The organism is Pseudarthrobacter sp. RHLT3-21 (genome assembly GCF_059383495.1).
In genome coordinates this window covers 168,654-193,108 of record NZ_JBWZCI010000009.1, presented here as the reverse complement: position 1 = coordinate 193,108, position 24,455 = coordinate 168,654, and the positions used below count along the sequence as shown (strand labels likewise).

The 24,455-nt window shown below is 65.7% G+C and carries 23 protein-coding genes; 8 read left to right on the top strand and 15 right to left on the bottom strand.

Going from position 1 to position 24,455, the window contains the following annotated elements; genetic code table 11:
• The 3 genes from AC50YA_RS12475 to AC50YA_RS12465 all read left to right on the top strand — a co-directional run.
• Positions 1 to 588: hypothetical protein (locus AC50YA_RS12475; RefSeq protein ID WP_494982584.1), on the top strand; the 588-nt coding region annotated here is incomplete at its 5' end.
• Positions 589 to 610: 22 nt separating this feature from the next.
• On the top strand, positions 611 to 1,138 hold the full coding sequence (locus AC50YA_RS12470; RefSeq protein ID WP_494982583.1) for a glutathione peroxidase: 528 nt from the start codon (positions 611 to 613) through the stop codon (positions 1,136 to 1,138).
• Between the two features lie 121 nt (positions 1,139 to 1,259).
• On the top strand, positions 1,260 to 2,192 hold the full coding sequence (locus AC50YA_RS12465) for a phosphodiesterase (protein ID WP_494982582.1): 933 nt from the start codon (positions 1,260 to 1,262) through the stop codon (positions 2,190 to 2,192).
• 64 nt (positions 2,193 to 2,256) lie between these two features.
• On the opposite strand, the gene AC50YA_RS12460 is transcribed toward AC50YA_RS12465, so the two are convergent.
• Positions 2,257 to 3,672, bottom strand: coding sequence for a stealth family protein (locus tag AC50YA_RS12460; protein ID WP_494982581.1), 1,416 nt, complete (start codon positions 3,670 to 3,672; stop codon positions 2,257 to 2,259).
• Between the two features lie 283 nt (positions 3,673 to 3,955).
• A complete protein-coding gene (locus tag AC50YA_RS12455) occupies positions 3,956 to 4,885 on the bottom strand; it encodes a hypothetical protein (RefSeq protein ID WP_494982580.1) in 930 nt (309 codons plus the stop codon).
• A gap of 148 nt (positions 4,886 to 5,033) precedes the next feature.
• Here AC50YA_RS12455 and AC50YA_RS12450 point away from each other — a divergent pair, with 148 nt between their 5' ends.
• Entirely contained in the window at positions 5,034 to 5,333 is a 300-nt protein-coding gene (locus AC50YA_RS12450; RefSeq protein ID WP_058930154.1) for a type II toxin-antitoxin system VapB family antitoxin, read from the top strand.
• Entirely contained in the window at positions 5,326 to 5,997 is a 672-nt protein-coding gene (locus AC50YA_RS12445) for a LytR C-terminal domain-containing protein (RefSeq protein ID WP_494982579.1), read from the top strand. The genes AC50YA_RS12450 and AC50YA_RS12445 overlap by 8 nt, the downstream gene beginning before the upstream one ends.
• Here the strand turns inward: AC50YA_RS12445 and AC50YA_RS12440 are convergent.
• The 7 genes from AC50YA_RS12440 to AC50YA_RS12410 form a co-directional block, all read right to left on the bottom strand.
• Positions 5,994 to 6,653 (bottom strand): TetR/AcrR family transcriptional regulator, encoded by a 660-nt coding sequence (locus tag AC50YA_RS12440; protein ID WP_494982578.1) that lies wholly within the window; start codon positions 6,651 to 6,653, stop codon positions 5,994 to 5,996. The genes AC50YA_RS12445 and AC50YA_RS12440 overlap by 4 nt on opposite strands.
• Before the next feature lie 124 nt (positions 6,654 to 6,777).
• Positions 6,778 to 7,476 carry a DsbA family oxidoreductase gene (locus tag AC50YA_RS12435; RefSeq protein WP_494982577.1) on the bottom strand — a complete coding sequence of 233 codons (699 nt, stop codon included), beginning with the start codon at positions 7,474 to 7,476 and terminating at the stop codon, positions 6,778 to 6,780.
• Between the two features lie 85 nt (positions 7,477 to 7,561).
• Entirely contained in the window at positions 7,562 to 8,092 is a 531-nt protein-coding gene (locus AC50YA_RS12430) for a GNAT family N-acetyltransferase (protein WP_494982576.1), read from the bottom strand.
• Between the two features lie 89 nt (positions 8,093 to 8,181).
• Entirely contained in the window at positions 8,182 to 9,183 is a 1,002-nt protein-coding gene (locus AC50YA_RS12425; protein WP_494982575.1) for a sugar phosphate isomerase/epimerase family protein, read from the bottom strand.
• A 1-nt stretch (position 9,184) separates the two neighbouring features.
• Positions 9,185 to 10,396: a Gfo/Idh/MocA family protein gene (locus tag AC50YA_RS12420; RefSeq protein ID WP_494982574.1), complete on the bottom strand. Its 1,212-nt coding sequence runs from the start codon at positions 10,394 to 10,396 to the stop codon at positions 9,185 to 9,187.
• A 9-nt stretch (positions 10,397 to 10,405) separates the two neighbouring features.
• Positions 10,406 to 11,527, bottom strand: a complete 1,122-nt coding sequence (locus tag AC50YA_RS12415; protein ID WP_494982573.1) for a Gfo/Idh/MocA family protein — start codon at positions 11,525 to 11,527, stop codon at positions 10,406 to 10,408.
• On the bottom strand, positions 11,524 to 12,282 hold the full coding sequence (locus AC50YA_RS12410; protein WP_494982572.1) for a sugar phosphate isomerase/epimerase family protein: 759 nt from the start codon (positions 12,280 to 12,282) through the stop codon (positions 11,524 to 11,526). The genes AC50YA_RS12415 and AC50YA_RS12410 overlap by 4 nt, the downstream gene beginning before the upstream one ends.
• 174 nt (positions 12,283 to 12,456) lie before the next feature.
• On the opposite strand from AC50YA_RS12410, the gene AC50YA_RS12405 reads away from it, so the two are divergent.
• On the top strand, positions 12,457 to 13,668 hold the full coding sequence (locus AC50YA_RS12405; protein WP_494982571.1) for an ROK family transcriptional regulator: 1,212 nt from the start codon (positions 12,457 to 12,459) through the stop codon (positions 13,666 to 13,668).
• 3 nt (positions 13,669 to 13,671) lie between these two features.
• On the opposite strand, the gene AC50YA_RS12400 is transcribed toward AC50YA_RS12405, so the two are convergent.
• Positions 13,672 to 14,631 (bottom strand): D-2-hydroxyacid dehydrogenase family protein, encoded by a 960-nt coding sequence (locus AC50YA_RS12400; protein ID WP_494982570.1) that lies wholly within the window; start codon positions 14,629 to 14,631, stop codon positions 13,672 to 13,674.
• A 183-nt stretch (positions 14,632 to 14,814) separates the two neighbouring features.
• Between AC50YA_RS12400 and AC50YA_RS12395 the strand changes: the two genes are divergently transcribed.
• Positions 14,815 to 16,011 (top strand): MFS transporter, encoded by a 1,197-nt coding sequence (locus AC50YA_RS12395; RefSeq protein ID WP_494982569.1) that lies wholly within the window; start codon positions 14,815 to 14,817, stop codon positions 16,009 to 16,011.
• A gap of 247 nt (positions 16,012 to 16,258) precedes the next feature.
• Here AC50YA_RS12395 and aceB read toward each other — a convergent pair whose 3' ends face one another.
• Together aceB and aceA are read right to left on the bottom strand one after the other, a co-directional pair.
• Positions 16,259 to 17,911: a malate synthase A gene (gene aceB / locus AC50YA_RS12390; RefSeq protein ID WP_494982568.1), complete on the bottom strand. Its 1,653-nt coding sequence runs from the start codon at positions 17,909 to 17,911 to the stop codon at positions 16,259 to 16,261.
• 150 nt (positions 17,912 to 18,061) lie between these two features.
• Positions 18,062 to 19,378, bottom strand: a complete 1,317-nt coding sequence (aceA, locus tag AC50YA_RS12385; protein ID WP_185262477.1) for an isocitrate lyase — start codon at positions 19,376 to 19,378, stop codon at positions 18,062 to 18,064.
• 153 nt (positions 19,379 to 19,531) lie between these two features.
• On the opposite strand from aceA, the gene AC50YA_RS12380 reads away from it, so the two are divergent.
• Positions 19,532 to 21,046, top strand: coding sequence for a helix-turn-helix domain-containing protein (locus tag AC50YA_RS12380; RefSeq protein ID WP_494982567.1), 1,515 nt, complete (start codon positions 19,532 to 19,534; stop codon positions 21,044 to 21,046).
• Positions 21,047 to 21,213: 167 nt separating this feature from the next.
• Here the strand turns inward: AC50YA_RS12380 and AC50YA_RS12375 are convergent, their stop codons facing one another.
• From AC50YA_RS12375 to AC50YA_RS12365, 3 genes are read right to left on the bottom strand one after another with little or no spacing between them, the layout of a single operon-like run.
• Positions 21,214 to 22,215, bottom strand: coding sequence for a TAXI family TRAP transporter solute-binding subunit (locus AC50YA_RS12375; protein ID WP_494982591.1), 1,002 nt, complete (start codon positions 22,213 to 22,215; stop codon positions 21,214 to 21,216).
• Between the two features lies 1 nt (position 22,216).
• Positions 22,217 to 23,671, bottom strand: a complete 1,455-nt coding sequence (locus AC50YA_RS12370; protein WP_494982566.1) for a sensor histidine kinase — start codon at positions 23,669 to 23,671, stop codon at positions 22,217 to 22,219.
• Positions 23,668 to 24,336: a response regulator transcription factor gene (locus AC50YA_RS12365; RefSeq protein WP_494982565.1), complete on the bottom strand. Its 669-nt coding sequence runs from the start codon at positions 24,334 to 24,336 to the stop codon at positions 23,668 to 23,670. Before AC50YA_RS12365 ends, AC50YA_RS12370 begins: the two co-directional genes overlap by 4 nt.
• Between the last annotated feature and the right edge of the window lie 119 nt (positions 24,337 to 24,455).

The window sequence follows — 24,455 nt, the reverse complement described above, 5'->3', positions numbered from 1 at the left end:
AAGCGCAACGCCGACGACGTCATCACCCACCTCCGCGGACATCTTAAGCGCAACGCCGACGACGTCATCACCCACCTCCGCGGACATCTCAAGCGCAACGCCGACGACGACGTCACCCACCGCCACGGGCACCTCAAGCGCAACGCCGACGACGACGTCACCCACCTCCGCGGGCACCTCAAGCGCAACGCCGACGACGTCATCACCCACCTCCGCGGACATCTCAAGCGCAACGCCGACGACGACGTCACCCACGCCCACGGGCACCTCACCCACCCCCACGGGCACTTCGCCTGCGCCGACGACGAGCGCGTCCCCGTCCCCGACGCCCACTGTCTCCACGTCGCGGCCGTTCAGGCCTACCTCGCGCACGACGCCAACGCCGGCGCCAGCGGTGGAGCCATCAGCCACAACGAGTACCGGGTCCTCAGCGGAAACAGCGTCGCCCTCGCCTACAGCTACAGCTACAGCCACAACCACCGCCACGCATACAGATACCGCAACCGGATCCGAGACGGCGGGACCCTGACGGCAAACTCCCAGACTGCACCCATACCCTTGATGGTTGGCAACGAATCACCTGCATGACCAACCTTTCAAGGACGGCGCTGTGACAGACCTGTACACCATTCCCCTCACCCTCAACGACGGCACCGAATCCGATTTCGGACTGTTCAAGGGCAGCGTGGTGATGGTGGTGAACGTGGCGTCAAAGTGCGGGTTCACGCCTCAGTACGCGGGCCTTGAGACGGTTTACGAGAAGTTCCGGGACCGCGGCTTCGACGTGCTCGGAGTCCCGTGCAACCAATTCGCAGGCCAGGAGCCGGGCACCGACAGCGAGATCGCCGAGTTCTGCGAGCGGAATTTCGGTGTCACTTTCCCGCTGACGGCCAAGGCCAATGTGCGTGGCAAGGACCAGCATCCGCTCTATGCCGAGCTGACCAGGTTCAAAGCCGGTGTGCTGCCCGGACTGGTGAAATGGAACTTTGAGAAGTTCCTGGTCAACCGCAAGGGCGAAGTGGTGGCACGCTTCGCGCCCACCGTCGAACCGGACTCCGCCGAAGTCATCGATGCCATAGAAATGGCACTGGCCGAATTTGACGGACCGGCGGCGATCACGGAACTTTCCGGAGCGTAATTCTTAGTTTTTTCCAACTTGGCCGCAGCAATTTACCCACAGTTTGCCAATTGTCTGATTGGATAATAGTTACTGAAGGGTAGAAGGGAAACGCCGTTTCCCACCAACCACAGAGGCAGCAATGAAGCACATCGAGGCCGAACACCCCCGGCCACGCCACTTCCTTCTCCACCTGAGCGACCCCCACCTGTTGGGAGGTCCGGATCCCCTTCACGGCGCAGTTGACAGCGAAGCCAAGCTCATTCAGCTTTTTGAAGAGGTCAGGGCTTCCGGCGCGCGGCCCGAAGCCGTGATCTTCACGGGCGACCTCGCCGACCGGGGAGACCCTGAAGCCTACGCAAAGCTCCGGGCAATAGTTGATCCCGCCTGCGAAGACATGGGCGCCCAAGTCATCTGGGCCATGGGCAACCACGACAACCGCGCCAACTTCCGGACCGGGCTGCTGGACGAGCCGGCAAGCGATGCACCGGTGGACCGAAGCTACTTCATCAATGGCCTGCGCATCATCACCATGGACACCTCGGTCCCGGGTTACCACCACGGCGAGCTAAGCCCGTCACAGCTGGGGTGGCTCACCCGCCAGCTGGATACCCCGGCCCCCGACGGCACCATCCTGGCGCTCCACCATCCGCCGGTCCCGTCGGTCCTGGACCTTGCCGTGCTCGTGGAACTGCGGGATCAGGCAAGCCTGGCCTCCGTGGTCCGCAACTCCGACGTCCGGACCATTCTTGCCGGGCATCTGCACTACTCGACCACCGCCACCTTTGCGGGGATTCCTGTCTCCGTCGCCTCGGCCACGTGCTACACCCAGGACCTCAACGTCGCAGTCGGCGGTACCCGCGGCCGGGACGGCGGGCAGGCCTTTAACCTGGTGCACGTCTACGAGCACACCATTGTCCACTCCGTGGTTCCGCTGGGGAGCGCGGCCACCGTAGGGGAGCATGTCACCTCGGAAATGACTGCCGAGCGACTGGCCGCCGCGGGCGTCAGCATCCCTGACAACGCGAAAGCAGGAGGCGTCAGGAAGGTAGCCCTTCCGAACTACGCTATCTAGCCATGCATAGCCCGGCGGGCGGGAGCTCCCAACGTCAGCGAGACCAACGTCAGGGCTGCGAACGTCAGAGCTCCCAGGGCGCCTTGATGGGGTAGTACTTCTCCAGGAAGTCGGTCACAATCTCGGCGCGCTCGTCCGCGGGGACTTCGGGGAAGCTGCCGTCGTTGAGGCAGAAGAAGTCCATGTTCCGCTTGGCCAGCAGCTTGGGCAGGTAGTTCAGCCCGGCGCGGGCGGTGGTGTCCACGTAACGCACCTTGGCCGCGGTCTGGGTGACCGCACGGCCTGTGAGCAGGGCGTAGTAGTGGTAAAAGGAATTGGTGACCGAGATGTTGTCCGCGGCGCGGAACCTGCTGCCCGCCGTCTTCTGGAACTCCTCCGGGAACTCACGCTCCATCCTGGCCACAACGCTTCGCCGCAGCGGGGCGGCGGTGTGCTCAAGGTGCCGCGTGGTGATCCGACCGAAGCGGTTCCAGAGCAGCTTGCGGTTTACGCGGGCGGCGTTCTCGAAGCCACTGCGCTCGGCATCGTTGTCGCCCAGTCCGATCCGGGTCTCGGCCTCGATGAACTTGGTGACGCCACCCGGTGTGAAGAACATGTCCGGGCCCACAGGCCGGCCGAAGAACATATCGTCATTCGAGTAAAGAAAATGCTCGGACAGGCCCTCGATGTTATGGAGCTGGCATTCCACTGCCTGTGAGTTGTGGGTGGGCAGCACTGTGGGGTCGGCGAAAAATTCCTTGCTGCGGACAATGGTCACCGATGGGTGCTCGGCGAGCCACTCCGGGGCGGGGGAGTCCGTGGCGATAAAGATACGGCGGATCCAGGGCGCAAACATGTACACCGAGCGCAGGGCGTACTTGAGTTCGTTGATCTGCCGGAAGCGGGCTTCATTGTCGTCGCCTTCGCCGAGAATCACGCCCTTCTGCTGGGCACGGCGGGCCGCGATGTAATCGGGCGAGCTGCCATCAACCCAGGAGAAGACCAGATCGATGTCGAAGCTGATGTCGCTGGCGTGGTCGGCGAACATGTTCTCGATGGTGGGCCAGGTGTGACCGTACCGTTCAACCGTCCCGCGGACAGCGTCCTGGGACTGCATGGTGCGCCGGGTCAGGGAGTTTTCGATCGGAAGGATCAGCTGATCGCCCTCAAAGCTCCAAAGCTCAATCTGGACGCCGGCGGAGGAACCGAACTCGAAACCGCCGTCGGGCTCAACCCGCGGACGGTAGAGGCGGAAGATGCGGGCCTGACGGTTGGGGGAGAGATCCCCGTCAGCCACCAGCACGGAGGACTTCTTTTTGGCGTCCACGGTCATGGAGTAGACGGGCTCGTTGCGGCAGGCCTCCACCAAGGCGGCCCGCAGCTTCTTGCGGTCTTTCCAGTCCAGGGCGATGACCGGGCGGTCGTTGTTGCCCCGGACCAACAGGTAGTCCAGGCCTTCGCCCGCGAGGACACCACGCAGGAACAACAGGTCCTCAACCATGGCCTGATACGGCGTCCGGTTGTGGTTGATCAGGGCGTACCTGCCCTTATGCCGGACGACGTCCGGCCGGTGCTTGAGTCGCGCCTCAGCCGCCGGAGATGTGACCTCGGCGTGGGTGCGTGGTTCTACGGACGCCTGGCCGCCGTAGTAGATCTCGTCCTGGACAGGTGCTTCTGTAATGGTTGTCTCCGTCGCGGGTAAATGGTAAGCGTTCTTATCTGAATAATAGCGGCACCGCCAAAACGGCAGGCCTCAAACGGGCGGCTGCCGGCCGGGGACGGGCTCAGCTGACCATTGCCTCCCGCCAGCTGCGCAGGAAAGCTCCGCCGGCGTCGTCGTGAATGACATCTTCCCCAAGCCCCAGATCGGTGGCCGTCAGCACGTCATAGGGTTTGACCGGAACGCCGTCCGCCGGGCGGACATCAACGTGCTTCACGGGATGGTCATTGTGGTGCAGCCAGTCCGCCATCGCGTAGTCCGTGCGGGAATCACCCACGGTCCGCCACGCCTGTGGCGTGATGCCTTGCGCCGCCAGCAACTCCACGGCGCGGCTGGCGCCGAGGTCCTTGCCCAGCCGCACGGACTCAATATCGGTGGAAATGATGGTGGGGTCCACGCGGTAGTCCACCTCGTCGTCGGAATTCGGTGCGTGGTGCTCCAGCCGGACCACGCCCATGCCGTGGCGGGTCATCAGGTCCATGGCGTCGGAATCGAAAAGCTTCTGTTCGGCCAGGTAATCGGCGGACGGCACTTCGATGTGCTGCTCAACGGAGACCATGGCGCGCTTGGTCTCGTCAAAAAACATGTGCCTGGAGTAGTCCTCGGCCACGAGCCTGCGGACGTCATCGCCGTAGGCCTTGGGCACGGCAAGTTCGTGATCAACGTGGATGGGGCCGGCCCCGGCAGCGGTGTAGCTGAACCACACGGCACCCTTCTCGCAAATGGCGTGGATGACCGTCCCGGCGGGAATACCGGCGGCGATCATCGGCCCCATGACCTGCTCCCGGATGAAGGCATCGGAGCGGCCGGTATTGAAAACGACCGGAATCCCGGCGGTGGCCAGTGCCACGAGATCCGCAATGATGCCCGGTTTCACGTCACGGGTCACGGGGCTGGCCACGGGTCCGTCAACGTCGAGCAGGAGGGCGAGCGGCGGGGTGGACGGCAGGCGGACGCCGGGCGTGGTGCCGGCAGGGAATTCGGGTGCAGTCATGGCTCCATTGTGTCAGCCGGGACCATCGGTTCCTTTGCCGCGCCGCAATGTCCGCGGCATGAGACACATGGTCACTGTTTGGCTACAACCTTGGGAAGCTGCGGGCCGGACACTTCTCTTGGGCCGCCAAGGTGCCTAGGGTGGCATGGTGATCTTCAAAGCTGTGGGCGAGGGACGCCCGTATCCCGACCATGGTTTCAACACGCCCAAACAGTGGGCGTCGCTGCCGCCGCGCCCTGTCCGCCTCGACGAATTGGTGACCACCAAACGGACACTGGACCTCGAAGCGCTCCTGGCCGAAGACTCCACCTTTTTCGGTGACCTTTTCCCCCATGTGGTGCAGTACCAGGGAACCCTTTACCTGGAGGACGGCCTGCACCGCGCCGTCCGGACAGCCCTGCACCAGCGGACCGCCATCCACGCCCGCGTGCTGGTCATAGATGGCTAGGAAACCCAAGGACGCCAGCGTCCTGCACGGCCACCACGTTGTCACCGGTCCCGAACTGCGGGCCACCTTTGAGGCTGCCGGCGACCCCGACAATCCGGTGCGGTTGCGCCGCCGCGTGGTGCATGGCGTGGTCCTGGTTTTGCTGCTGGGCCTCATTGCCGGCGCCATCATCGTTGCGGTGGCCATCATGAACGGACAACTGAAGCTTCCGACGACGGCAGGCAGCGATGAGCCCCGGACCACCTGTCCCGGGGCCACCTTTGACTACACTCCCAACGACAAAATCAACCTCAACGTCTACAACTCCACCAGCCGCCCCGGGCTAGCCCGCTCTGTGGCAGACGAGTTGCTGGTCCGGAAGTTTGTGGTGGGGGCCGTGGCCAACACGGAGGCCGGGTTCCGCGGCGTGGCTGCGGTGGTCTCCGGGGCTGCCGGGCAGTCTGCCGCCTTCAGCGTCCAGCGGAACCTGCCGGGCTCCGACTACTTCCAGGATGGCCGGCCGGACGCCAGCGTTGACGTCATTCTTTCCAACGATTACCGGGAGCTCGCCGCCGTGGACCGCGTGGACCAGACACCAGGGACGCTCAGTTGCCCGCGTGAAAGCCGGAGGATCGCTGACGATGCCAAGTGGCCGGTTATTCCGACGGCCGGCCCCACACCCTAGGCCCCCACACCCTGGGCCCCCACACCCTGGCTAACGCGCAGGGGTGCGCCGTCGTCGTCGAACCTTGCCCCGGCGCCCAGCTGGATGAACCGCACCGTCCGCGCGATCCGGGCTTCAAGTTCCGCGGGCTCGATGCTGCCGCGTGCGGCGCTGGAGGAGAGCGTGCCGTGGATGAGCTGCGCCTGCTGGCCAATGTCCGCTTGCGGCAGGTAGCCCTGCGCCATGCCGTCCCTGAGGATTCCCTGCAGCAGGACGCTGAGTTCACCGACGTGATCGGCGAGTTTGGCAAAGGACGACGGCGACAGGACCGCCGCCATCGCCGGTCCGGGCGGGAGGTGGCGGCGACTGAGGTCCTCCACCTGGGTGCGCACGTACAGGGCCAGCCGTTCGACGGGGTTCTGGAGCGTGCTCAGTGACTCCCGGAGTTCGGCGAGGAATCGCTCGGTCTCATCCAGGGCATAGGAGATCAGGAGCTCTTCGATGTCCGCGTAATAGTTATAGACCGCGGTGCGTCCCACCCCGGCATGCCGGGCGACGTCCGTCATGGTCAGCCCGGGTAGGCCATGCGTGAACAGGAGTTCGCCGAAGGCTGTCAGGACCCGGCGTTGCGTCTCGGCGCGTTGCGCGGCGTTGTTGGCCGCCGAAATCCTAGGCATGCAGACACTTTATCGCGATGTGTCAGTAAACCTGGAGTTTTTGTCCAGATAATCACGCCAAAGACATGATTTGGGTGGATTATCTGGACAAAAACTCATCGGGCGGGGGTTGGATTGGGCGGGGTTAGACTGCGCAGCCATCCGGGCCGCAGGCCTCGCCGTCCGCCGTATTGACCAGCACCAGCGGGTGGGATTCCTGCCAGGCCTGGTCGAGCGCCGCCGTGAAGGTCTCGGCAGGCTGGGCGCCGGAGAGGCCGAACTTGCGGTCGATCACGAAGAACGGGACGCCGGTGATGCCCAGGGCGCGGGCTTCCTCGAAGTCGAAGCGGACGTCGTCGGCGTATTTGTCCGTGGTGAAGAGTTCGGCGACTTCAGCAGTGTTGAGGCCCAGATCCTGGCCCAGGGCGGTGAGGTACTCGGCGCTGCCGATGTCCTTGCCGTGCTCGAAGTGGTCGCTCAGCAGGCGTTCCTTGGCGGCATCCTGCAGTCCGTGCTGGGCTGCCAGGTGGATCAGGCGGTGGGCGGTGAAGCTGTTGGCCACCACCACCTGGTCGAACCGGTAGTCCAGGCCCTCGCCCTTTGCCTGCTCGGTGACGTGGTTAAACATCTGTGAGACCTGTGCCGGGGCCATGCCCTTGCGCGTGCTCAGGTAGTCCAGTTCGGTGCCGTCATAGTGCTCCGGGAGGGTGGGGTCCAACTGGTAGCTGCGCCACTTCACCTCCACAGCGTCGCGGTGCGGGAACTCGGCCAGGGCGGCCTCGAACCGGCGCTTGCCGATGTAGCACCACGGACACGCGACGTCTGACCAGATCTCAATCTTCATGCTTGCCACAACTGCGGATGTCCCGGGGCCATTCCCCGGCGCGGTGTCAGATTAGTCACCATTGAGGGTGTGGTGCAGTGTCGGGTCAAACGGCTCGCTCCAGGACGAAGTCGTGCTCCACAGTGGTTCCCAGCCGGAAGGACTTGCTGCCCACCTTGCGGAAACCGGACTTTTCGTAGAAACGGATGGCCCGCGCGTTCTGGCTGTTGACGCCGAGCCACACCCCCGCCGCGCCCGCTTCGGCGGCAGCCTCCAGGCTGGCGTGCATCAGTTCGGCGGCGGCACCCAGGCCGTGATGTTCGGGGTGGACATAGCATTTGCTGAGCTCCATGGAAGGCAGCACCTTCAGGGAGGACGCCACATCCGGATCCTCCGCTGGCCGGTTGACGAGCAGGCTGTAGCCGCGGAGGGCGCCGTCGGCGTCGATCACCAGGATGGTGACATCAGGATCCGCCAGGTTCTCCCGGAAGTGCCTTTCGCTGAGCGTGTTGGCCACGTGCGTGGCAATGTCCTCCGGTGACGACGACGGCGGGCAGGCCAGCGGGAAGGTGACGGCCGCCAGTTCGGCGAGCGGGCCGGCGTCGTCCGTTGTTGCCTTTCGGATGGTGTGGGTCATGCAGGGATTCTACGTGCGCTTCCTCCGAGTTTTTGTCCAGATAACGTCCCCAAAAGGCGCTTTTGCTCTCGTTATCTGGACAAAAACTCCTAGGGCTTGGAGCTGAAGGCGGCGTCGAAGGAGGTCTTCGACGGCGGGAAGTCGAACTTCTTTAGCGCTGCGAGGGCTTCCGGTGCGCCGTGGGGCCGGTCCATGCCGGCGTCTTCCCATTCGATGGAGATGGGGCCGTTGTAGCCGATCGCGGTGAGGGCGCGGAAGGAGGATTCCCAGGGGACGTCGCCGCGGCCGGCGGAGACGAAGTCCCAGCCCCGGCGGGGGTCGCCCCAGGCCAGGTGGGAGCCCAGGACGGTGTTCCGGCCGGTGGGGCGGAGCTTCGTGTCCTTGCAATCGACGTGGTAGATCCGGTCCTTGAAGTCCCAGATGAACGAGACGGGGTCGATGCCCTGCCACATGAAGTGGGACGGGTCCCAGTTCAGGCCGAACGCTTCGCGGTGGCCGATCGCTTCGAGGGTGCGGACGGTGGTCCAGTAGTCGTAGGCGATTTCGGAGGGGTGGACTTCGTGGGCGAAGCGGACGCCGCATTCGTCGAAGACGTCCAGGATGGGGTTCCAGCGGTCGGCGAAGTCCTGGTAGCCGGCCTCGATCACGGCGGCGGGGACGGGCGGGAACATGGCGACGTATTGCCAGATGGAGGAGCCGGTGAAGCCGACGACGGTGTCCACGCCGAGGGCCTTGGCCAGCCTGGCGGTGTGTTTCATTTCCTCGGCGGCGCGTTGGCGGACGCCTTCGGGATCGCCGTCGCCCCAGACCTTCGCGCCGACGATCGCTTCGTGGCGGAAGTCGATGGGGTCGTCGCACACGGCCTGGCCCTTGAGGTGGTTGGAGATGGCCCAGACCTTGAGGTTGTACTTGTCCAGGACGGCGAGTTTGGCTTCGACGTAGCCGGGTTCGTCCCAGCGCCAGGCGTCCAGGTGGTCCCCGGACACGGCGATTTCCAGGCCGTCGTAGCCCCAGCCGGAGGCCAGTTTGGCGACTTCCTCGAACGGGAGGTCGGCCCACTGGCCGGTGAACAGGGTGTAGGGGCGGGGCATGTCAGGCTCCTTCAGAAGCTGCGGTCAGGGCTGTCGGCGGGCCGACCGGGGTGCCGGCCAGCTGGATGATGGAACTTTTCGCGGCGGCGGATTCTTCCACCGCATTCAGGATGCGCTGGACGGTGAGGCCGTCCTCGAACGACGGCGACGGCTCGGTCCCGGCGTCGATCGCCAACAGGAAATCGCGGACCTCGTGCGTGAACGTGTGCTCCCAGCCGATGATGTGGCCCTGCGGCCACCATGCTGCAAGGTACGGATGCTCTGGTTCATTGACCTGAATCCGGCGAAAGCCCTGCTCGCGGACGGGCACGGTGGCGTCCAGGAAACCCAGTTCGTTCAGGTTCTCCAGATCGAAAAGGATGGCGCCCTTTTCCCCGTAGATCTCCAGTTTCAGCGAGTTCTTCCGGCCGGTGGCTACCCGGGAGACCTCCACCGAGGCAATTGCTCCGGAGGAGAGGGACAGCGTTGCCCAAGCGGCGTCGTCGACCGTTACTTCCTCCAGTCCGGCAGCTCCGGGGCGCTGCGTAGTGAACGTGTGCGTCCGGCCGGACACTTCGGTGACTTGGTCCCCGAGCAGGAACAGCACCTGGTCGATCGCGTGGGAGGCGATGTCCCCGAGCGCTCCCGAGCCCGCGGTCTCCTTTTTGAGCCGCCACGTCATGGGTGCGCTGTCATCAGCGAGCCAGTCCTGGAAGTAGGCGGCACGGACGTGCCGGACGGTGCCCAGCCTGCCCTCCGCAATCAGCTCCTTCGCGAGGGCCAGGGCCGGGACGCGCCGGTAGTTGAACCCCACCATGGACTGCACTCCTGCTGACCGGGCAGCCTGCGCTGCTGCCGTCATGGCCTCAGCCAGGGTGTTGGCCAGCGGCTTCTCCAGCAGCACGTGCTTGCCCGCCTCGAGGGCGGCGATCGCGATCTCGGCGTGCAGCCAGCCCGGGGCGCAAATGTCAACGATGTCGATGTCATCGCGTTCGATGACCGTCCGCCAGTCGGTGGACGTTTCAGCCCAGCCGTACTTCCCGGCGGCCTCGGCAACCCCGGCGGCGTCCCGGCCCACCAGGACCTTCTGCTCAAACGCCGGGACATCGAAGTAGCTGGCGACGTTCCGCCACGCGTTCGAGTGGGCTTTGCCCATGAACGCATAACCGATCATCGCCACACCCAGTTTTTTGAGTTGCGGGCGCGGATTGTTCGCTGGTTCGTGTGAAGTCATGGTGGGTTCCTAGAGGGTAGCGGCTTCCGGCGCCCAGTCCTCAGGGAGGGCTGGGGATGCCGGAGCAGAGCTTTCGACGTCCACGAAAGTTCCGGATTCCATGGATTCGGTGATTGAGACCATAGAATCCAGGACGTGGTAGGCCAGGTCGCCGGTGGCGCGGTGCGGCACCCCGGCGCGGATGGAGCGCGCCATGTCCAGGACGCCCATGCCACGGCCGTTGGCGGGTCCCGTGGCCGGGACGGTGGTCCAGTCCTCGTCACCGGCACGCCAAAGGCGGATGTCGCCGTCGAAATAGTTGGGGTCCGGCAGGGACAGCGTGGCTTCCGTGCCAGTGATTTCCACGAAGCCCATCCTCACGCGGGGGGATTCGAAGGAGAAGACGCTGTGCGAGGACGCCCCGCTCTCGAACTGCGCCATGGCGGACACATGCGTGGGCACTTCGACGGTGAACTCCTCGCCGGCCTTGGGCCCTGAACCAATGACCCGGAATTCCTTGGCCTTGGAGCCGACGGCGGCCACCTTGCGGATGGAGCCGAACGCCTGGATCAAGGTGGTGAGGTAGTACGGGCCCATGTCGAAGAGCGGGCCCGCGCCGTGCTGGAAAAGGAAAGCCGGGTTGGGGTGCCAGGATTCCGGACCGGGAGTCTGGAACGTGGTCATGGCGGTCAATGGCGTGCCGATGTCGCCGCGTTCGATCAGCCGGCGTGCGGTCTGCAGGCCGGCACCGAGGAACGTGTCCGGGGCGCAGCCGAGGCGGATCCCGGCGGCATCGGCTGTTTTGAGCAGGGCAAGCCCGGAGGCGCGGTCCAGGGAGAAGGGCTTCTCGGTCCAGACGTGCTTGCCGGCATTGACGGCGGCGGTGGCCACCTCCACGTGCGCCGCCGGGATGGTCAGGTTCACGATGATTTCCACGTCCGGATGGTTCAGTGCCGCGTCAACGCCGCCCCACTCCGCGATGCCGTATTCCTTGGCGCGGGCCTCGGCGGTCTCCTCAAAGAGGTCGGCGATGACGAGGACTTTCAGGTCCGGGAAGACGGTGAGGTTATCCAGGTACTGCTTGCTGATGTTCCCGGCGCCGATGACGGCAACTCCCACCGGGCCGCGGCGGGTCGATGCTGTGTGGCTCATGCGCGTGCTCCGGACGTGCCGGTGGCCTGTGCGGCATTGAGGTAGGCGAGGCTCTCGGCGATACCTTCGAAGATGTCCCCGGCGTAATCATCAAACTCCACCACGCCCACCTCGAGGGACCTGGCGGCGGCGATGACGTCCAGAACAGCGACCTTGCCTTGGCCCGCCGGCTGCTGCGCCTTGGTGTCGGTGTTCAGCGGTCCGACCTTGATGTGGATGAACTTCACCCGGTCGCCGAGCCGCTCCAGCACCGCTACGGGATCCTGGCCGCCCACGGCAACCCAGTAAGTGTCCACCTCGAGAACAACTTCGGGGTCCAAAAGGTCAGCGAAATACTCCAGGGCCGTACGCCCCTCGATAGTGGACTCCAGCTCCCATGCATGGTTGTGGTAGCCCACGCGGATGCCGTATTCGGCGCCCTTCCTGGCTGCGGCGTTGAGGCCGGCCGCGGTGGCCTGGATGTCTTCGGCGGACTGCCAGCGTTCGGCCGGGATGAACGGGTCGATGACGGTGGTGATGCCCAGCTCCCTGGCCGCGGCGAAAATCTCATCCTGGTCCTGGCTCAGCAGCGGTGCATGCCCGGACGGCGCCGTCAGGCCGTTCTCCTTCAGTGCAGCCCCGAGTTCTGCGGCCGATGCCACGAAGTTGTACGGCTCAACCTTCGTGAAGCCGATCTCCGCGACCTTACGGATAGTGCCGGAAAGGTCCTCCTGGATCTGGTTCCGGAGTGTGTAGAGCTGGATCGAGTAGTTCATTGGTTCTCCTGATTGCAGACGAATCCACGTTGACGGGGTGCTGCCGTACTGAGGGCGATGCCACTTCCACTAAAGCTAGAATGACTTTTGCCGATCGTCAAGCAAAAGTTGCTCGAATGCCGAGATTCTTTATTCCGCGTGACAGGCAGAAGTTACATGTGTTATTCATGATCCATGAGCCTCAGCCCCGGAACCGAGCACGCCGCCCCAGACCACGGCGTCAGCCTGGCGCGCGCCGGCGACCTCTTCCAGCTCCTGCGGGACGGCAAGGCGCGGACGCGGGCAGAGCTGGCCCTGACCACCGGACTGGCGCGTTCCACAGTCGCCGCTCGCATCGACGCCCTGATCGCCTCCGGCCTGGTGGGCGCGGCGGGTGAGGCGAACTCCAGCGGCGGCAGGCCGCCGTCGCGCTTTGCCTTCAACCCGGCGGCACGCGCCGTCCTGGCCGTCGACGTCGGAGCCACCCACGTGATTGTTGCCGTCACCGATCTCAGCGGCCGGGTCCTGGCGGGGCAGCGGCTGGCCCAGGATGTTGCTGCCGGCCCCGAGGCGGTGCTTGGCCGGGTGATCAAGGAGGGCCTGGCGCTGCTGAAACAGGCTGGGCGGGACCCTCGCGATCTCGCCGGCATCGGGATCGGCCTGCCGGGGCCCGTAGAGCACGCCACCGGAAAGCCCGTCAAGCCGCCCATCATGCCGGGGTGGGACGGGTTCGACGTCGTCTCTTACGTTCAGCGCTCGCTGGCAGTGCCGGTGCTGGTGGACAACGACGTGAACATCATGGCGCTGGGGGAGCGGTCGGCGCACTGGCCGGACCACGGGAATTTCCTGTTCATCAAGGTTGCCACCGGCATTGGGTCCGGAATCATCAGCAACGGTGAGCTGCAGCGCGGCGCCAACGGCACTGCGGGCGATCTGGGCCACGTACGCGTGCCGCGCGGCGATGACGTGCTGTGCCGGTGCGGAAACTACGGCTGCCTGGAGGCGCTCGCGTCCGGACCGGCTTTGGCGGCTGAACTTGAGCGGCAGGGTGTGCCGGCGCGCAAGGGCAGCGACGTGCTGCGGCTGGTCGGCGAGGGCAATCCGCAGGCCATCCACGCCCTGCGCCAGGCCGGCCGGGATGTGGGCGATGTGCTGGCCACCGTGGTCAACCTGCTGAACCCCTCCGTCATCGTCATCGGCGGGAGCCTGGGCCAGGCAGGCGAGCACCTGATGGCCGGCGTCCGCGAAGTGGTCTATCGGCGGTCCTTGCCGCTGGCAACCAGCCACCTGCGGATCGCTCTTTCTGTTGCCGGGGACCAGTCGGCGATTCTTGGTGCGAGCCAGATGGTCACGCAACACGTACTGTCGCCGGCAGCCATTGAGGCGACGCTCCAGGCGGCCGGCTAGGCTTTAGCCCGAAATCACGCGGACCGGTGTTCCCTCCAGCCAGGCCTTGACGTCCTCGAACGCGCCACCATAGAACTGCCGGTAGCTCTCTGCCGTCACGTAGCCGAGGTGGGGGGACAGGACTGTGTTGGGGGCGCTGAGCAGCGGGTGGCCCGCGGGAAGTGGTTCCTGGTCAAAAACGTCCAGGGCCGCGCCCCGGATCCAGCCCTCGTTCAGGGCCCGCACCAGGGAATCCTGGTTCACCAGCGGACCCCGCGAGGTGTTCACCAGGATGCCTTCCGGCCCCAGGAGCCGCAGTTCCTGCTCACCCACAATGTCCTCTGAACGGGGAGACAGCCGCAGGTGGAGGGAGACGACGTCGGAATTCCTGAAGAGGTCCTCCTTGCTGACCTTCTGGACCCCGGCCTCGGCGGCGGCCTCAGCGGTGAGATTCTGGCTCCAGGCGAGCACCTCCATGCCGAAGGCCTGCCCGTACGCCGCGATCCGCCGCCCGATCTTGCCCAGGCCCACGATGCCCAGGGTCTTGCCGGACAGCTCCATGCCCACCGAGGTCTGCCAGGTGCCGGCCCGCAGCGAGTTCTCCTCGGCCGGGAGGTTGCGGGCGATCGCGAGTAGCAAGGCCCAGGTCAGTTCGGGCGCGGCGGTGAGTGACCCCGGGGTGCCGCACACGGTAATGCCGAGTTCCGTTGCTGCGGCCACATCGATGGCGGCGTTGGCCATTCCGGTGGTCACCAGCAGCTTCAGCCCCGGGAGCCGTTCCAGCACGGTGCGGGGGAAAGTGGTCCGCTCCCGCATCGCAATGACGATCTCGTAGTTGGCGAGCGCCGCTGCCAGGGCGTCATCGGACTGGAAGGGCTCGCGGAAGACGGACGTTGCGATGCCGTCCTGTTCCAGGGAGGCCCAGTCGGCGAAGCCATGCGCCACGTCCTGGTAGTCGTCGAGGATGGCAAGCCGTTGCTGCATGTCTGTTCCTTCGTCCGAGGGTGCGGCCGTCCGAGGGTGCGGCTTAATATCCCGCACGTTGGGGCCGGCTGGTGTGAGCTTCATCGTATGCCAGGGCGCCATGACGCAGCGGGGGCGTCCGGGGCAATGCGCCGTGATAGCAATGGAAGTGATGAAATCCTATTTAGCCACCGCGGAATCCTCATGAGCGGACAGTTCCTGGCCAAAGTTCCCAAGGGCTGGATCCTGCTCGCCTGCATCGGACTGCTGGCGCTGAACCTCCGTGGGCCCTTCGTCGCGGTTGCCCCGGTGGTTGACCTGATGCAGGCCGACCTCGGATTTACCCCCGTGATGTTGGGCCTGCTGACCAGCATCCCGGTGCTGTGCTTCGCGCTCGCGGCATCGCTGGCGTCATTGACCACAAGGAAACTCGGCGCGGAGTTCGCCGTTTCCCTCACCATCCTTGGCGTCCTGGCAGGGGTGATTGTGCGCTCGGCGGGCGGCCCGGGACCGGTGGTGGTGGGTACGGTGATGATCGGCCTGGCCATCACGGTGGGCAACATCGCGGTGCCGTTGATTATCCGCCGCGACTTCTCCCCGTTGCGCCAAGGGACCGCCATGGGTGTGTACACCGCGGCTCTGAACATCGGCTCGTTCCTGACATCGATGGTCACGGCGCCCCTTGCCGAGCTGGCCGGTTGGCGGGTGGCCCTGGTGTCCGTGGGCATCCTGGCCGTGATTGCCATCATCTTCTGGACCCTCGCCGTGGGCGCACGCACCGCGTTTGTGCCCTCCCGCACCGTGGTGACCGGCGGGCAGGAACACCCGGCCGTCAAGGGTTCCGGCTGGATTACCGCCGGGCTGACCGCAGGCTTCGCCGGGCAGGCTTTTTCCTATTACGCGGTGACAGCGTGGCTGCCGAGCTACCTCAACGACGAGCTTGGAATGTCCGCCTCGGAGGCCGGCGCAGGTTCATCGCTGTTCCAGATCTTCGCCATTGTTGGCGGCCTGGGAGTGCCGTTCGCGGCCAAGTATTTCAGTACGACGACGACGGCAGTCACCGTGGGATTGTTATGGACGACCGTGCCGGCCGGGCTGCTGCTGGCGCCGGAGCTGTGGTGGCTGTGGTCCACGGCCGGCGGCATCGCGCAGGGCGGCGGGATCACGCTGATCTTCATCGCCATCATCAAACTGGCCAGGGACCAGGCGTCCGCGGGCCGGATGTCCGCCACCGTCCAGGGGCTCGGTTACTGCTTCGGTGCGGTGGCCCCGCCACTGGTGGGGTTCGTGCACGACACCTCGGGTTCCTGGACCCCGGCGCTACTGGTGATCCTGGGGTCCGTGTTGATGTTCTTCGTCTGCACAGCCCTGGCCGTGCGGCTGGTGCCGAAAGGACGCTGACGCGTTCCGCCGTCGTACGTTCTCCTACTTCCACCCGCCCCACCCGCACGCAGTCCACCCCGCCCACAACAACAGCGCGAACCGGCAGCTAATACCCTCAAACCTGGGTTTTGGGGTCATTAGCTGCCGGTTCGCGCTGTGTTGATGGTGTTCCGTCGCCGGGCCGGCGCCCCGGATCTCGGGGGTGCCTGTTGCGAAGGGCGTGCCTGCCCGGCGGACGGAAATCTATTCAGTAGCCTGCTGCAGCCTAGGCCGCGGCGAGCTCCTCTTTGGTTGCCTTTTCGCGGGCTTCGGTGAGGTAGCGGGCGTAGGCGGGGAGGGTCAGGAAGGACGGGAAGTCCTGGCTGAGGGTGACTTCCTCGAAGATGTCGCGGGAGTCTTCGAAGCGGTCGCCGTCGAAGCGTTCCAGGCGTGCGAACTCTTCGTCGAGTAGTTCCTCGATCCACTGGTGGGTGATGATTTCGCCGCGGTCGGTGATGGCGCTGGCGAACATCCACTGCCAGATCTGGGAGCGGGAGATTTCCGCGGTGGCGGCGTCTTCCATGAGGTTGTGGATGGCGACGGCGCCGTTCCCGCGGAGCCAGGACTCGATGTAGCGGATGCCGACCTCGATGTTGTTCCGGATGCCCTGCTCGGTGATGGTGCCTTCGGTGGCGGCCACGTTGATGAGGGCACGGTCATCGGGGATGACGTCCTCGCGGGTGCGGTCCAGCTGGTTGGGACGCTCGCCGAGGGTGGCGTCGAACACTTCGCGGCAGACCGGCACGAGGTCCGGGTGGGCCACCCAGGAGCCGTCGAAGCCGTCGTTGGCCTCGCGGGTCTTGTCGGCACGGACCTTCTCGAACGCGTTGGTGTTGGCGGCTTCGTCCTTGCGGTTGGGGACGGCAGCGGCCATGCCGCCGATGGCCATGGCGCCGCGCTTGTGGCAGGCACGGACCAGCTGTTCGGTGTAGGCGCGCATGAACGGCTGCGTCATGGTCACCTGGGCGCGGTCCGGCAGGACGAACCGGGGGCCGCGGGTACGGAAGTTCTTGATCAGGGAGAAGATGTAGTCCCAGCGGCCGGCGTTCAGGCCTGAGGCGTGATCACGCAGTTCGTAGAGGATCTCCTCCATTTCGAACGCCGCGGTGATCGTCTCGATCAGCACGGTGGCGCGGATGGTGCCCTGCGGGATGCCCAGCAGGTCCTGGGCGAGAACGAAGATGTCATTCCACAGCCGTGCCTCGAGGTGGTTCTCGATCTTGGGCAGGTAGAAGTACGGGCCCTTGCCCTGGGCCAGGAGGCGGCGGGCGTTGTGGAAGAAGAACAGGCCGAAGTCCACGATGCCGCCGGCCACGGGGGCGCCGTCGATGATCATGTGCTTCTCGGGCAGGTGCCAGCCGCGGGGGCGCACCACGATCGTGGGCAGCTCCCCGGCCGGGCGGAGCTTGTATTCCTTGCCCTCAGGACTCGTGAAGTCGATCCGGCGTTCCAGCGCATCGGTGAGGTTCAGCTGGCCCTTGATGACGTTCCGCCACGTGGGGGTGGAGGAGTCCTCCATGTCGGCGAGCCAGACCTTCGCGCCGGAGTTCAGCGCGTTGATGGTCATTTTCTTGTCCACCGGTCCGGTGATCTCCACCCGGCGGTCCTCCAGGCCCGGGGCCGGGGGAGCGACCCGCCACGACGGGTCGTTGCGGATGTCCTCGGTTTCGCGGAGGAACCTCGGATCCTGGCCGGCGGCGATCTCGGCCCGGCGGGTACGGCGTGCCTGCAGCAGTTCCTGCCGACGCTCAGCAGTGGCCCGGTGTAGCTTGGCGACAAACTCCAGTGCATCCGGAGTAAGAACCTCGTCCTGCCGGCAAATGGGCTGCGCGGTCAAAGTGATCCCGTTGATGGTGAAGCTGTCAGTGAAGGTGTTCATTTCAATTGCTCCTGGTGCTGTGCCCAAACTGGGTAGCAGTAAGTGTCGTTTTGAGCCTCCAAAACGACACTTACTGCTACTTACTTGGGGGAGGGGGCCACGGCCGCCGGGTTCCCTCGCGAGCTTGCGAGTGGAGGGGGCGGCTGGGGATTAGTGGAACTGGCCTTCTTCGGTGGATCCCACCAGTGCCAGGGTTGATGCGTTCGGGTTGAGCGCAGTTGCAATGTCGTCGAAGTAGCCGGTGCCGACTTCGCGCTGGTGCTTGGTCGCGGTGTAGCCGCGGGACTCGGAGGCGAATTCCTTTTCCTGGAGCTCGACGTAGGCGCTCATGCCTTCACGGGCGTAACCGTGGGCGAGATCGAACATCGAGTAGTTCAGGGCGTGGAAGCCGGCCAGGGTGATGAACTGGAACGTGAAGCCCATGGCGCCGAGTTCACGCTGGAACTTGGCGATGGTGGCGTCGTCCAGGTGCTTGCGCCAGTTGAACGACGGCGAGCAGTTGTAGGAGAGCATCTGGTCCGGGAAGTCAGCCTTGACGGCCTCGGCGAACTTGCGAGCCAGCTCAAGGTCCGGGGTGCCCGTCTCCATCCAGATGAGGTCAGAGTACGGGGCATAGGCCTTGGCGCGGGCGATGCAGGGTTCGATGCCGTTGCGGACCTTGTAGAAGCCTTCCGGGGTGCGTTCGCCGGTGACGAATTCCTTGTCGCGGGGATCGACGTCGGAGGTGATCAGGGTGGCGGCCTCGGCGTCGGTGCGGGCGATGACCACCGAGGGGGTGCCGGCGACGTCGGCGGCCAGGCGTGCGGCGTTCAGGGTGCGGACGTGCTGCTGGGTGGGGATGAGCACCTTGCCGCCGAGGTGGCCGCACTTCTTTTCGGAGGCGAGCTGGTCTTCCCAGTGCACACCTGACGCGCCGGCCTGGATCATGGATTTCATGAGCTCGTAGGCGTTCAGCGGGCCGCCGAATCCGGCCTCGGCGTCGGCAACGATCGGCACCATCCAGTCCTCGACGGTCTGGATGCCTTCGGAGAATTCGATCTGGTCGGCGCGGAGGAGTGCGTTGTTGATGCGGCGCACCACGGTGGGAACCGAGTTGGCCGGGTACAGCGACTGGTCCGGGTAGGTGTGGCCGGAGTTGTTGGCGTCGGCGGCAACCTGCCAGCCGGAGAGGTAGATGGCGCGGAGGCCGGCCTTGACCTGCTGCACGGCCTGGTTTCCGGTCAGGGCGCCCAGGGCGTTGGTGTACCCGCCGGTCTTGTGCTCTTCGGTGAGCTGCTTCCAGAGCTTCTCGGAACCGCGGCGGGCCAGCGTGTGTTCTTCGGAGACACGGCCGCGGAGCTTGACGACGTCCGTTGCCTTGTAGTCACGGGTCACACCTTCCCAGCGGGGGTTGGCGGCCCACTCGAGCTCCAGGGCGGCGGCCTGCTCTTCGGGCGTCTGCTGGGTGGGCTCAAATGCTGCAGTCATCGTTGTCTCCTTGATTGAGCTCCGGGTGGTTATCTGCCGGCCGGAGCTGCTTCGTTGCAGTTCCGGCCGGCTACCCCGGTGCGGTGTTTCTTTCCGTGATCACTACTTTTCAGCACTTCTCAACACTTTTCTAGGGGAAAACTATGGAAAGAAATGCACTTCTTCGCGTATCCTCAAGAAATGACGCCTGGAAGCTGGAACCGCGAAGTCGCCCTACCGTCGTCGTCCGCCGCCTCCCCGGAACTGGACGTCATCAGCCTGGGCCGCCGCGTGCGGCATCTGCGCAAGCAGGCCGGGTACACGCTCGATGACCTGGGCGCCGCCGTCGGGACGGCCCCCAGCCAGTTGAGCCTGATCGAAAACGGCAAGCGGGAGCCCAAACTTTCTCTGCTGCAAGGACTGGCGTCTGCCCTGAACGTGAGCATCGACCAGCTGCTTGGCGCCGAACCGCCAAGCCGCCGCGCGGCCCTGGAAATTGAGCTGGAACGCTACCAGCGCGGACCCCTGTACGAGTCCCTTAATCTGCCCAAAATCCGCATCAGCTCGCGGCTCCCGGTCGACGTGCTGGAGTCGCAGGTGGGGCTGCTGCATGAGCTCGAACGCAGGCTCAACGAACAGGTGGCGACGCCGGAGGAAGCCCGCCGTGCGAACGGAGAGCTGCGTGCCATGATGCGCGAGCGTGGCAACTATTTCCCGGAGTACGAGGCCGAGGCGCAGAAGGTGCTGGGGCTGGTGGGTTACACGGCCGGGCCGCTGAGCCAGCACGTCATCGCCGACATCGCCGAGAAGCTCGGATTCACCCTCCACCACGTGAGCGACCTGCCGCATTCCACCCGTTCCGTGACGGATTTGAAGAACCACAGAATTTACCTGACGCAGAGCCAGCGGCAGGATCACGACCCCCGCTCCGTGCTGCTGCAGGCGCTAGGGCACTACGTTTTGGGGCACGAGACGCCGAAAAACTACGGCGACTTCCTCGCCCAGCGGGTGGCCACCAACTACTTCGCTGCGGCGTTGTTGTTGCCGGAGCAGGCCACTGTGGACTTCCTGCAGAAAGCCAAGGCTGCCAAGGAAATCGCCGTCGAGGACATCCGGGACGCCTTTGCCGTGTCCTACGAAACCGCCGCGCACCGCTTCACCAACCTCGCCACGAAGCACCTGGGCATCACCACGCACTTCCAGAAGACCCACCAGAGCGGAATCATCTACAAGGCCTATGAGAACGACGGCGTGACGTTCCCGATGGACCATACCGGCGCCATCGAGGGCCAGCCGTCGTGCAAGGCGTGGACGTCGCGGGCAGTGTTCGATGTGCCGGACAAGTTCAGCGCGTACAGCCAGTACACCGATACTCCGTCCGGCACGTATTGGTGCACGGCGCGGACCGAGCGCTCGGCCAATGGCGAGTTCTCGCTGTCGATCGGGGTGCCGTACCAGCATGTGAAGTGGTTCCGCGGCCGGGAAACCACGGCCCGCGAAAAGTCCACGTGCCCGGACCCGAACTGCTGCAAACGTCCACCGGCCGCGCTGGCCTCCGAGTGGGCGGGCAACGCCTGGCCGTCTGCCCGCGCCCATTCGCACCTGCTCGCCGCGATGCCGCCCGGCGCGTTCCCCGGCGTGGACGAGACCGAGGTCTATGCGTTCCTGGCTGCGCACTCGGGGAGCTGAGCGCGAGCGTCACGCAGAGCATGCTTTTGGTTCCCAGCCGGATAGCTGAGGGCTGGAAATCCCCGGAAATCCGCGGAAAGCAGGCACGCGCCGTGGACAAAGCCCGCTGAAAGCATGCTGTGCGTGACGCGGCAGCCAGCCGGGGGAGCCTGCGCGAGCGCGCAAACCTACCCGTGGAGCTCCCGGTACGCCGCAGCGGCGCCGGGGTGCAGGGGCAAACCCGCGGTGTTGATCAAGGATTCGGGGCTCAGGAACTGGACTCCCAGGCTGGAGCGCGGGATCAGTTCCTCGGCATGGCCCACCAACAGTTCTACGGTCCGCTTGACGGTTTGGTCATCAAGATCGCTCCGGCACAGCAGCAGGTTCGCCACGCCCACGGTCCACACGGCCGGAATGCCCGCGTAGGCGCCTGCCGGGATCAGCACGCGGTCGTAGAAAACGCCGTATTTGGCACGCAGCGCCGGCAGCAGCGGGGACAGATCGAGGAAAGCCAGCCCGACGTCGTCGTGCGCGGCAGCAATGGCCGCGGTAGGCACGCCGCCTGACCAGAACAACGCGTCCACTGTTCCGTCCCGCAGGGCCGCGAGGCCCTCGTTGAGGCCGAGGCTCAGCACTGTGACGCCGCCCGCCGTTCCGGCAGTGGAGCTGAGCCCGGCAGCCTCGATCAGCCGCGGAGTGGTCAGCGACGTCCCCGAGCCGGGCTCGCCAACAGCCACGGTCCGGCCGGCAAGCGCGCCGATGTCCCGGATCCCGCTGTTTTGCCGGATGACGCAGTGGACGTAGTTTTCATACACTTTTCCAACGGCGGACAGCCCGACGGCGGGCGTCTCACCCGCCGCTGTGCTTTGGGCAGCCGAATCCGCAAGCGCGACGGCGAACGTCGCTTTGCCGGTCAGCAGATGTTCGAGGTTGTCCAGGCTGCCGCCGGTAGTCAGTGCCGTGGCTTGGCCGGCCACCCCGTGACGCTGGAGGGACGCCGCCAACAGTTCGGCGAACTCCAGATAGAAGCCTCCGGGCTCGCCGCCGGCCACGGTGACAGCGCCCGGACGGTCCGTGGGCGTGCATGCACTCAGGGCCGGCAGCAGCAGCCCGGACAACCCGGCAGCCAGGCCGGCCTTGAGGACGGTCCGCCGCGGGGGACGCGGAGGCAGGGCCCGCGCTCCAGACAGGTCAGCCACGCGGAGCCACCTGCTCCGGCCCGGCAAGAGGTCCCGGCACGTCCGCTACACGCGGAAACTCGAGGCGCGCGATCAGGCCATGCGGCGATGCGTCAGCAAGCACCAGCCGGCCACCGTTGGCCGCTGCCAGCTTGTCCACAATGGTCATGCCCAGCCCGGTGCCGCGGCTGGTCCGGTGCGCCGGGGCCCGCCAGAAGCGGGTTGTGGCCGCCGTCCGTTCGTCGGCGGAAAGCCCGGGGCCGTCGTCGGACACTTCGATGCTGACCGTGGCTTGGCGCGTGCGGGCAGCAACCGAGATGTGGGCGCCGGGAGCATATTTCATGGCGTTGTTCAGAAGTTCGCCGACCATCTGGGCCAGTTCTGCGGAGTTGCAGGCGATGTAAACGGCGGGGTCCGGCGGATCTGTCAGTTCGATCGATGCTCCGCCGCGCTGGGCGGCGGGGCCCGCCCGTTCGGTTTCTTCCTGCAGAACCGGGTAGGGATCAAGGGGGGTCTGTGCCGCGGGCGACGCGGTTCCCAGCGGGCTCCAGGCGGAGTCCTCAGAGGCCCTGTGCTCGGCGGCCGCCAGCCGCAAAACCCCGTCCAGGATCTCCTCCACGCGTTCGAGCTCGGCCAGCACCCCTGCCGCGGCGTCGTGTTCCCGGGCGGTCTTCAGTTCCAGCTGCAGCAGATCGATCCTGAGCCGCAGGGCGCCCACCGGGTTGCGCAGTTCGTGCGACGTGTCCGCTATCAGTTGCCGTTGCGAATCGAGGCTGTGGCTGACGGTCTGCGCCATGGTGGTGAATGAACGGCTCAGTTGCCGAAGTTCCGGCGGCCCGGCCTCGGGAAGCTGACCGGTCCGGCCTGTTGCCTCAAGTTCGGTGACGGCCGCGTTCAGGCGGTGCACGGGCCGGAGGACCCACTCGGTCACTCGGGCCGCGCCCAGCAGGAGCACTGCAGCCAGGACCGCCGCCGCCAATGCCACGATGAGCCATCGTTCCCGCAGGTTCTGCCGGGCCGCGTCCAGGTTGACCTCGAGGACGGCTTCGCCCAGGACCTGGCTCGCGCTGCCGAAGGAGCGGGAGATCACCTCGGAGGAAGGCCCGAACGGCTGCAGCGGGGCGAGGGTGGTGTCGCTGAGGTTCAGGTTGGCCCTGGCCACCGCGTCCCGGACGCCCGGCCGGTCCTCGCTCAGGCCGCCGGAGCGCAGGGTGCCCTGCTGGAGGCGGATCAGGACTCCCTCTCCGTAGAGTTCGGAATACCTGTCCATTTCCGCCTGCAATTGAGCGGTTTCGCCGGCCGAAGCTGCGTCGAACGCCAGTTGTGCCAGGCGGTTGAGCGACGCGGCACGGTTGATCTGGAGTTCCTGGGTCAGTTCGCGGCCGGCCGAGGTCAGGATGGCGTTGGAGGCGATGATGACGATAAGTACCGCCAGGACACTCAGGATGCCCAGGACGCGCAGTTTCACGCCGGGTCCGCCTCGACCCGGTAGCCGACACCGCGGACGTTGATGATGAAGCCCGGCAACTGGAGCTTCGCCCGCAGCCCCGTCAGGTGCACGTCAAGGGACCGGGAAGAGGCCACAAAAGCGTCGCCCCACAACGCGTCCAGGATCTGTTCGCGGGTGACTACCGAACCGGCGTGGCTGGCCAACAGTGCCAGCAGGTCGAACTCCGTGGCCGTCAGCGGCAGCACCTTGGAACGGAGGGCTGCCACGCGCCGCTCGAGGTCGATCTCAAGATCACCCAGCACCACACTCTGCTGCCGCGTACCGCTATGACGGCCGGCACGGCGGGTGACCGCCTCGATGCGGGCAAGAAGTTCCACGAGCTTCACTGGCTTGACGAGGTAGTCGTCCGCTCCGGACCGCAGGCCGAGCACCACGCTGCGTTCGTCGTCGCGCGCGGTGAGAATCAGGATGGGCACCGGCGTGACCTGGCGCAGTTTCCGGAGTACGTCCAGGCCATCCATGTCGGGTAGGCCAAGATCCAGCAGGATCACTTCGAACTTCCGGTGGACCAGCAGGGCGTCGGCTCCGCGGGCAACCCGGGTGGGGTTGTGCCCCGCGGTCACCACGGCCGCGGCCAGCGCCGAGGCCATGGCGTCGTCGTCCTCGACGATCAGCAATTCCATGGCACGGTCCCTTTTCGATGACTGGGCAGCTGCAATCTGCCCGCTTTGGAGATTACCCCTAGCCTCCGGCGAAACCTAAGGAAGTGTTAGGAAATGCCCTCCCACGTTGGATGTGCCTT

Bases quoted from the DNA above. Each gene is read 5' to 3' on its own strand.
- AC50YA_RS12395 (WP_494982569.1), top strand. From the start codon at position 14,815: ATGAGCGGACAGTTCCTGGCCAAAGTTCCCAAGGGCTGGATCCTGCTC.
- AC50YA_RS12465 (WP_494982582.1), top strand. From the start codon at position 1,260: ATGAAGCACATCGAGGCCGAACACCCCCGGCCACGCCACTTCCTTCTC.
- AC50YA_RS12460 (WP_494982581.1), bottom strand. From the start codon at position 3,672: ATGGTTGAGGACCTGTTGTTCCTGCGTGGTGTCCTCGCGGGCGAAGGC.
- aceA (WP_185262477.1), bottom strand. From the start codon at position 19,378: ATGACTGCAGCATTTGAGCCCACCCAGCAGACGCCCGAAGAGCAGGCC.
- AC50YA_RS12415 (WP_494982573.1), bottom strand. From the start codon at position 11,527: ATGAGCCACACAGCATCGACCCGCCGCGGCCCGGTGGGAGTTGCCGTC.
- aceB (WP_494982568.1), bottom strand. From the start codon at position 17,911: ATGAACACCTTCACTGACAGCTTCACCATCAACGGGATCACTTTGACC.
- AC50YA_RS12405 (WP_494982571.1), top strand. From the start codon at position 12,457: ATGAGCCTCAGCCCCGGAACCGAGCACGCCGCCCCAGACCACGGCGTC.
- AC50YA_RS12435 (WP_494982577.1), bottom strand. From the start codon at position 7,476: ATGAAGATTGAGATCTGGTCAGACGTCGCGTGTCCGTGGTGCTACATC.
- AC50YA_RS12445 (WP_494982579.1), top strand. From the start codon at position 5,326: ATGGCTAGGAAACCCAAGGACGCCAGCGTCCTGCACGGCCACCACGTT.
- AC50YA_RS12410 (WP_494982572.1), bottom strand. From the start codon at position 12,282: ATGAACTACTCGATCCAGCTCTACACACTCCGGAACCAGATCCAGGAG.
- AC50YA_RS12420 (WP_494982574.1), bottom strand. From the start codon at position 10,396: ATGACTTCACACGAACCAGCGAACAATCCGCGCCCGCAACTCAAAAAA.
- AC50YA_RS12430 (WP_494982576.1), bottom strand. From the start codon at position 8,092: ATGACCCACACCATCCGAAAGGCAACAACGGACGACGCCGGCCCGCTC.
- AC50YA_RS12400 (WP_494982570.1), bottom strand. From the start codon at position 14,631: ATGCAGCAACGGCTTGCCATCCTCGACGACTACCAGGACGTGGCGCAT.
- AC50YA_RS12440 (WP_494982578.1), bottom strand. From the start codon at position 6,653: ATGCCTAGGATTTCGGCGGCCAACAACGCCGCGCAACGCGCCGAGACG.
- AC50YA_RS12425 (WP_494982575.1), bottom strand. From the start codon at position 9,183: ATGCCCCGCCCCTACACCCTGTTCACCGGCCAGTGGGCCGACCTCCCG.
- AC50YA_RS12365 (WP_494982565.1), bottom strand. From the start codon at position 24,336: ATGGAATTGCTGATCGTCGAGGACGACGACGCCATGGCCTCGGCGCTG.
- AC50YA_RS12380 (WP_494982567.1), top strand. From the start codon at position 19,532: ATGCACTTCTTCGCGTATCCTCAAGAAATGACGCCTGGAAGCTGGAAC.
- AC50YA_RS12455 (WP_494982580.1), bottom strand. From the start codon at position 4,885: ATGACTGCACCCGAATTCCCTGCCGGCACCACGCCCGGCGTCCGCCTG.